1 protein-coding gene is annotated in these 1332 nt (G+C 67.3%); it reads left to right on the forward strand.

What is annotated here, in order from left to right; translation table 11 throughout:
- Positions 1 to 1332: adenosylhomocysteinase (gene ahcY, locus QSK45_RS38005; protein WP_285563525.1), on the forward strand; the 1332-nt coding region annotated here is incomplete at its 5' end.

A 1332-nucleotide genomic window follows, 5' to 3' on the forward strand; every position in this document is an offset into this window, starting at 1 on the left:
GCCGAGAGCCGGCCGCTGGCCGGTGCCCGCGTCACCGGCTCCCTGCACATGACCGTGCAGACCGCCGTGCTGATCGAGACCCTGGTCGCCCTGGGCGCGCGGGTCCGCTGGGCGTCGTGCAACATCTTCTCCACCCAGGACCACGCGGCGGCCGCCATCGCCGTCGGGCCGGAGGGAACGCCGGACGATCCGCGGGGCGTCCCGGTGTTCGCCTGGAAGGGCGAGACCCTGGAGGAGTACTGGTGGTGCACGGAGCAGGCGCTGACCTGGCCGGACAGCCCGACCGGCGGCCCGAACATGATCCTGGACGACGGCGGTGACGCCACTCTCCTCGTCCACAAGGGCGTGGAGTACGAGAAGGACGGCAAGGTCCCGGGTCTGGAGACCGCCGAGTCCGACGAGCACCGTGTCATCCTCCGGCTGCTGCACCGCACCCTGGGCGAGAACCCGCGGAAGTGGACCGAGCTGGCCTCGGAGATCCGTGGTGTCACGGAGGAGACCACGACGGGTGTGCACCGTCTGTACGAGATGCAGCGTGACGGTGTGCTGCTGTTCCCGGCGATCAACGTCAACGACGCGGTGACGAAGTCGAAGTTCGACAACAAGTACGGCTGCCGTCATTCGCTGGTGGACGGTATCAACCGGGCCACGGACGTGCTGATCGGCGGGAAGACCGCTGTGGTGTGCGGTTACGGCGATGTGGGCAAGGGCTGCGCGGAGTCGCTGCGCGGGCAGGGTGCGCGGGTGATCGTGACGGAGATCGACCCGATCTGCGCGCTGCAGGCGGCGATGGACGGGTACCAGGTCACGACGCTGGACGAGGTCGTGGACAAGGCCGACATCTTCGTGACGACGACGGGCAACAAGGACATCATCATGGCCTCGGACATGGCCAGGATGAAGCACCAGGCGATCGTCGGGAACATCGGCCACTTCGACAACGAGATCGACATGGCCGGTCTGGCGAGGATCCCGGGCATCGTGAAGGACGAGGTCAAGCCGCAGGTCCACACGTGGACGTTCCCGGACGGCAAGGTGATCATCGTGCTGTCCGAGGGCCGTCTGCTGAACCTGGGCAACGCCACCGGTCACCCGTCGTTCGTGATGTCCAACTCCTTCGCGGACCAGACGCTGGCCCAGATCGAGTTGTTCACCAAGCCCGACGCGTACCCGACCGGTGTGTACGTGCTGCCCAAGCACCTCGACGAGAAGGTCGCCCGCCTCCACCTCGACGCCCTCGGCGTCAAGCTGACGACGCTGCGTCCGGAGCAGGCCGCGTACATCGGCGTGGAGGTCGACGGCCCGTACAAGCCGGACCACTACCGCTACTGA

This window comes from Streptomyces hygroscopicus subsp. hygroscopicus (assembly GCF_030269125.1).
Taxonomy (GTDB): Bacteria; Actinomycetota; Actinomycetes; order Streptomycetales; family Streptomycetaceae; genus Streptomyces; species Streptomyces hygroscopicus_C.